This is a genomic window from Micrococcus sp. MS-ASIII-49 (assembly GCF_000946635.1).
Taxonomy (GTDB): domain Bacteria; phylum Actinomycetota; class Actinomycetes; order Actinomycetales; family Micrococcaceae; genus Micrococcus; species Micrococcus luteus.
The window spans coordinates 1-5,091 of the sequence record NZ_JXSP01000091.1 but is presented as its reverse complement, the minus strand read 5'-3'; the positions used below and the strand labels follow the sequence as shown (position 1 = coordinate 5,091).

Below are 5,091 nucleotides of genomic sequence, written 5' to 3'. Positions count from 1 at the left end.
TCCGCGTCGAAGGGGTCCGGGCTCAGGCCTGGATGACGCCCTCGAGGCACTCCTTGAGCTCGCGGGCCTCGTCCGCGTTGATCTCCAGCACGAGACGGCCGCCGCCGTCGATCGGCACGCGCATGATCAGGCTGCGCCCCTCCTTGGTCACTTCCATGGGACCGTCCCCGGTGCGGGGCTTCATGGCGGCCATTGCGACTTCCCTTCTGGATGATGTTCCCGTCACGGCGTCCGGCGACCGCGGGAGCGGGCGCTGTCCGGACGCCTCCGGCGCCCCCGCACGCGGGCGTGCGCGAGGCCGGTCACATCACCATTATCGCGGATTCCGCGTGCGCGCGCCAAACGATGGCCCGCACCGAGCCCGGCCCGCGACTCAGGCGTACCCCGCCGGATCGCCCCGGGAGGGGTCGGCGGCCTCGAGCTCGGCCACCCGGGCCCGCAGCGCGGTCGCCTCGTCCTCGCGTTCCGCGAGGGCGTCCCGCAGCTGCAGCAGGACGGCGTCCACCTGGTCCCGCTGGTAGCCGGGCACCGCGACGGCCAGCCGCAGCAGGTCCACATCCGCCGCGCGCGGCCGCTCCGGCAGCAGCACGGGGTGCCCGGGCATCCGTCCGGCCGGGTCGTCGGCCCGGAGCGTGAGCCGGCCCGCGAGGGCGGCGGCCAGGGCCGCCAGCACGACGACGAGCACGGCCACGAGGACGATCCACTGCGGCCCGCTCACGCGTCGGCCCTCCCCGCCGAGCGGAGCACGCACGCGACGGCCTCCTCGGCCGTGTCCACGAGGTGGAAGAGGTCCGGGTCCTCGGGCGAGATCATGCCGCGCTCCACGAGCGTGCCGCGGATCCAGTCCACGAGCGGACCCCAGAAGCCGCGGTCCACGAGGACCACGGGGAAGCGGGTGACGGTGCCGGTCTGCACGAGGGTGAGGGCCTCGAAGAGCTCGTCCAGGGTGCCGAGGCCGCCGGGCAGCACGATGAACCCCTGCGCGTACTTGAGGAACATGACCTTGCGGACGAAGAAGTAGCGGAAGTCCACCCCCACGTGCACCCAGGGGTTCAGACCGGTCTCGAACGGCAGCTCGATGCCCAGGCCCACGGACTCTCCACCGGCCTCGTGGGCGCCCCGGTTGGCGGCCTCCATGGTGCCGGGCCCCCCGCCGGTGATGACCGTGTACCCGGCCTGGGCCAGGCGGGTCCCGACCTCGTGGGCCAGGGCGTACTCGGCGCTGCCCTCGGGCGTGCGCGCGGAGCCGAACACGGAGACCGCGGGACCCAGCCCCGCGAGGGTGCCGAAGCCCTCGACGAACTCGGCCTGGATGCGCAGGACACGCCAGGCCTCGGACGTCGTCGAGGCGACGTCGGCGGCGGGGCGTGCGTCGTCGCCGGGCCGCCGGCCGTCGAGGAGGAGCTGGTCGAACGTGGGGGTGTGTGCCGCGTCCCCGCGCAGGACCTGCCCGCCGTGGCGGACGCGCTGGCGCGCGGCGGCGACGTCGCCGCCCGAGGGGTGCTCATGTGGGGCCATGGCGCCAGCCTAACGAGCCGGCGGGCCGCCAGGGCCGGCGTCCCACGGCGCACCGCACCGGGTGTGACGTGCGCTATATTCCACTGGCATGACGCAGATCACGCCTGAGCAGCCCCACGGCGCCCACCTCCCCGACGAGGCCGGTGTGCGGCGCCGTCGCGGTGCTGCGGGCGATGACCTGATCGTCCTCGAGGGCGTCAACAAGCACTTCGGCGACTTCCACGCCCTGAAGCAGATCGACCTGCGGATCCCGCGCGGCCAGGTGGCGATCGTCCTCGGCCCGTCCGGCTCCGGCAAGTCGACGCTGTGCCGCACGATCAATCGGCTCGAGACCATCGACGACGACGGCGGCCGCATCCTGATCGACGGACGGCCGCTCCCCATCGAGGGCAGGCAGCTTGCCCAGCTGCGCGCCGAGATCGGCATGGTCTTCCAGTCCTTCAACCTCTTCGCGCACAAGTCGATCCTGGAGAACGTGACCCTCGGGCCCATCAAGGTGAAGGGCAAGCGCCGGGCGGACGCCGAGCGGCACGCCATGGAGCTGCTCGAGCGCGTGGGCGTGGCCGCCCAGGCCAGGAAGATGCCGGCCCAGCTCTCCGGCGGGCAGCAGCAGCGCGTGGCCATCGCCCGCGCCCTGGCGATGGAGCCGAAGGCCCTGCTCTTCGACGAGCCGACCTCCGCCCTCGACCCCGAGATGGTGCAGGAGGTCCTCGACGTCATGGTCCAGCTCGCCGAGGGCGGCATGACCATGGTCGTGGTCACCCATGAGATGGGCTTCGCCCGCAAGGCCGGGGACCGCGTGGTCTTCATGGCCGACGGCGCCATCCTCGAGGACGCCGACCCCGACACCTTCTTCACGAACCCCCGACACGAGCGCGCCCAGGACTTCCTGGGCAAGATCCTCGCGCACTGACCCCGTCCCCCGTCGCACCCCACCGCACCGAACCAGAGGAGAGCACCATGCTCCGCACGAAGCTCCTGACCCTGTCCGCCGTCACCGCCGCGGCCGCGCTGTCCCTCACCGCCTGCGCCCCCTCCTCGTCGCAGGGCGGCGGTGGCGACGCCGCCGGCTCGTCCTCGGCCGGCGAGTCGACGTCGTCCGGCTCCGGCGAGCGCCTGCGCATCGGCATCAAGTTCGACCAGCCGGGCCTGGGCTACCGCGAGGGCTCGGCCCAGCCGACCGGCTTCGACACGGACGTGGCCCGCTACGTGGCGGACAAGCTCGGCGTGGCCGAGAAGGACATCGAGTGGGTCCAGACCCCGTCCGCGAACCGGGAGAACGCCCTGGAGAACGGCGAGGTCGACATGATCTTCGCGACGTACTCCATCACGGACGCCCGCAAGGAGCGCGTCGACTTCGCGGGCCCGTACTTCGTGGCCGGCCAGGACCTGCTGGTCCGCGCGGACGACACCGCGATCACCGGCCCCGAGGCCCTCGACGGGAAGAACCTCTGCTCCGTCACCGGCTCCACCTCGGCCCAGAAGATCAAGGACCAGTTCGCCTCCGGCGTGAACCTGGTGGAGCAGGGCGGCTACGCCGAATGCGTGACCTACCTCGAGTCCGGCCAGGTGGACGCCGTGACCACGGACGACATCATCCTCGCGGGCCTGGCCGCCGCCGACGCCAACAAGGGCAAGTTCAAGGTCGTCGGCAACACCTTCACCACGGAGCGCTACGGCGTCGGCCTGCCGAAGGACTCGGAGCGCTGCGAGGACATCAACGAGGCCATCCAGGAGATGAAGGGCTCCGGCGAGTGGAAGAAGGCCCTCGAGTCCAACACCGAGGGCACGGGCTACACCTACGACGAGACGCTGAACTCCGGCGAGGACGCCGAGTTCGAGCCCTGCGCCTGACAGCCCCGCGGCCGGGTGGGCCGAGGACGTGACCTGAGCCGTCGCCCTCGGCCCGCCCGGCGGCTCCCCTGCCCGTCAGCCCTGTCCCGACCCTCGGAGAAGACATGGAATCGATCTCCTCGCTCCTCGCGGACTACGGCGCGGACATCCCGCTCGCGTTCTGGACGAACATCAGGCTCGCGTTCCTCGCGACCCTCGGCTCGTTCGCCCTCGGCGTGGTGCTCGCCCTGTTCCGCATCTCGCCCGTCCCCTCGCTGCGCGCCCTCGGCACCGGCTACGTCAACGTGGTCCGCAACACCCCGCTGACGATCATCATGCTGCTCGGCGTGCTCGCCGTCTGGGGGCAGCTGAAGGTCAGCTTCTCGTCCGACTTCACGCTGAACTTCTTCATCTACGCCGTGATCGCGCTCTCGCTCTACCACGCGGCGTTCATGTGCGAGGCGATCCGCTCCGGCGTCAACACCGTCCCGCTCGGGCAGGCCGAGGCCGCCCGCTCCATCGGCCTGGGCTTCCTGCCCGCGGCCCGCCACGTGATCCTGCCCCAGGCGCTGCGCGGGGCCATCACCCCGCTCGGCAACACCGTGATCGCGCTGACCAAGAACACCACCGTCGCCGCCGCGGCGTCGGTGGCGGAGGCCTCGGGCCTGATGAAGCGCATGATCGAGTTCAGCCCGGACGTGATGGTGGCGATCTTCCTGACCTTCGCGATCGGCTTCTGCCTGATCGTCATCCCCATCGGCCTGCTGACCACGTGGGCCTCGGAGAAGTGGGCGGTGGCCCGATGAGTGCCCAGGCCTCCGTCCTCTTCGACGCCCCGGGTCCGATCGCCCGCCGGCGGATCCTCCTCGCCAACCTCGTCTCCCTCGCCGCGGTGTTGGTCGTGGCGGTGCTCGTGCTGATCCAGATGAACGCCACCGGCCAGCTCTCCGGCCGCCGCTGGCTGGCCGCCGTCGACGGCAACGCGTGGCGGAACTATTACCTGCCGGGCCTGCAGTTCACCCTGCAGTCCGCGGGCATCGCCGTGGTCTCCTCCGTGGTGTTCGGCCTGGTGTTCGGCTTCCTGCGGCTGGCCCCGGTCGGCCCGGTGCGCTGGCTGGCCGCCGTCGTCGTGGAGTTCTTCCGGGCCGTGCCGGTGCTCGTGATGATGGTGTTCTTCTACCAGCTGTTCGCACAGGTCGCGCGCTCCGGGGCGATCCAGCCCCAGGACGGCCCGTACTACGCGGTGATCGCGGCGCTGACCCTGTACAACGGGTCCGTGATCGCGGAGCTGGTGCGCTCCGGGGTGCGCTCGCTGCCGCGCGGCCAGCGCGAGGCGGCCGCGGCGGTGGGCATGACGAGCACCCAGTCCCTGCGGCTCGTGGAGGTGCCCCAGGCCCTCATCGCCATGCTGCCGTCGCTGCTGAGCCAGTTCGTGGTGATCCTCAAGGACTCGGCGCTGGGCTACCTCATCGGCTTCTTCGAACTCCTGCAGTACGCCCGCCAGCTCGGCTCCGGCAACGGCAACATCCTGCAGTCCCTCGTGGTGGCCGCGATGATCTTCATCGTGATCAACTTCCTCCTCACCTGGGCGGCCACCCGGCTCTCGCGGCGGCTGTCGTCGCGGACGGCCGGCGACGCCAGCGCCCCCACGACCCCGCGCGTCGGGGCGCCCACGGACACAGCGGGCTGACCGGGCGGCGGGCGAGGCGGGCCCGCGGGTCGGGCGGCTGGCACCGGCCT

General features: G+C 71.8%; 7 protein-coding genes. 4 read left to right on the top strand and 3 right to left on the bottom strand.

The window, feature by feature from the left end:
* Positions 1-22: 22 nt before the first annotated feature.
* The 3 genes from SJ20_RS11725 to SJ20_RS06845 form a co-directional block, all read right to left on the bottom strand.
* Positions 23-193: a DUF3117 domain-containing protein gene (locus SJ20_RS11725; RefSeq protein ID WP_002855133.1), complete on the bottom strand. Its 171-nt coding sequence runs from the start codon at positions 191-193 to the stop codon at positions 23-25.
* A gap of 180 nt (positions 194-373) precedes the next feature.
* Entirely contained in the window at positions 374-718 is a 345-nt protein-coding gene (locus tag SJ20_RS06850) for a hypothetical protein (RefSeq protein WP_044659405.1), read from the bottom strand.
* Entirely contained in the window at positions 715-1,518 is an 804-nt protein-coding gene (locus SJ20_RS06845) for a TIGR00730 family Rossman fold protein (RefSeq protein WP_044659404.1), read from the bottom strand. The genes SJ20_RS06850 and SJ20_RS06845 overlap by 4 nt, the downstream gene beginning before the upstream one ends.
* Before the next feature lie 178 nt (positions 1,519-1,696).
* Between SJ20_RS06845 and SJ20_RS06840 the strand changes: the two genes are divergently transcribed.
* From SJ20_RS06840 to SJ20_RS06825, 4 genes are all read left to right on the top strand, one after another.
* The gene (locus SJ20_RS06840) at positions 1,697-2,431 is read left to right on the top strand and encodes an amino acid ABC transporter ATP-binding protein (protein WP_200891086.1); all 735 of its coding nucleotides are present in this window, start codon (positions 1,697-1,699) and stop codon (positions 2,429-2,431) included.
* Between the two features lie 47 nt (positions 2,432-2,478).
* A complete protein-coding gene (locus SJ20_RS06835) occupies positions 2,479-3,372 on the top strand; it encodes a glutamate ABC transporter substrate-binding protein (RefSeq protein ID WP_044659402.1) in 894 nt (297 codons plus the stop codon).
* A gap of 104 nt (positions 3,373-3,476) precedes the next feature.
* Positions 3,477-4,157, top strand: coding sequence for an amino acid ABC transporter permease (locus SJ20_RS06830; RefSeq protein WP_036316476.1), 681 nt, complete (start codon positions 3,477-3,479; stop codon positions 4,155-4,157).
* The gene (locus tag SJ20_RS06825) at positions 4,154-5,041 is read left to right on the top strand and encodes an amino acid ABC transporter permease (protein ID WP_041105305.1); all 888 of its coding nucleotides are present in this window, start codon (positions 4,154-4,156) and stop codon (positions 5,039-5,041) included. The genes SJ20_RS06830 and SJ20_RS06825 overlap by 4 nt, the downstream gene beginning before the upstream one ends.
* Positions 5,042-5,091: the final 50 nt, after the last annotated feature.

Bases quoted from the DNA above. Each gene is read 5' to 3' on its own strand.
- SJ20_RS11725 (WP_002855133.1), bottom strand. From the start codon at position 193: ATGGCCGCCATGAAGCCCCGCACCGGGGACGGTCCCATGGAAGTGACC.
- SJ20_RS06845 (WP_044659404.1), bottom strand. From the start codon at position 1,518: ATGGCCCCACATGAGCACCCCTCGGGCGGCGACGTCGCCGCCGCGCGC.
- SJ20_RS06835 (WP_044659402.1), top strand. From the start codon at position 2,479: ATGCTCCGCACGAAGCTCCTGACCCTGTCCGCCGTCACCGCCGCGGCC.
- SJ20_RS06830 (WP_036316476.1), top strand. From the start codon at position 3,477: ATGGAATCGATCTCCTCGCTCCTCGCGGACTACGGCGCGGACATCCCG.
- SJ20_RS06825 (WP_041105305.1), top strand. From the start codon at position 4,154: ATGAGTGCCCAGGCCTCCGTCCTCTTCGACGCCCCGGGTCCGATCGCC.